This window comes from Pseudoalteromonas sp. S4492, from assembly GCF_005886115.1.
GTDB lineage: Bacteria > Pseudomonadota > Gammaproteobacteria > Enterobacterales > Alteromonadaceae > Pseudoalteromonas > Pseudoalteromonas gelatinilytica.
On sequence record NZ_PNCP01000205.1, the window covers coordinates 1 to 265 of the forward strand.

Annotated in this window: 1 protein-coding gene; it reads left to right on the forward strand. The window is 44.9% G+C overall.

Translation table 11 applies throughout. The features are described from left to right. Positions 1-119: 119 nt before the first annotated feature. Positions 120-265: transposase (locus tag CWC28_RS22600; protein ID WP_502704939.1), on the forward strand; the 146-nt coding region annotated here is incomplete at its 3' end.

Here is a 265-nt window from a genome sequence, read left to right on the forward strand (position 1 = left end):
ATCCCGCGACTTTTGATGGCGAGATTCCAAGACAGTTTTTTGCTGGTCAGTCAGTATGATTTTAAGCATTGCTGAAGAATGATAAAAAAACACTGAAAAATCAAACATCTTCAATGGTCATGGGTATAAAGGCTGCCATTGAGCGTGTAATGGCTGCTGAGCTGGAAGATCATCTTGGGTACTCCAAGCACTCGCCTGAAGGCCACAACAGCGGAAATAGCCGCAATGGTCACAGCAAGAAAACCATCAAGGGCGACTTTGGTGA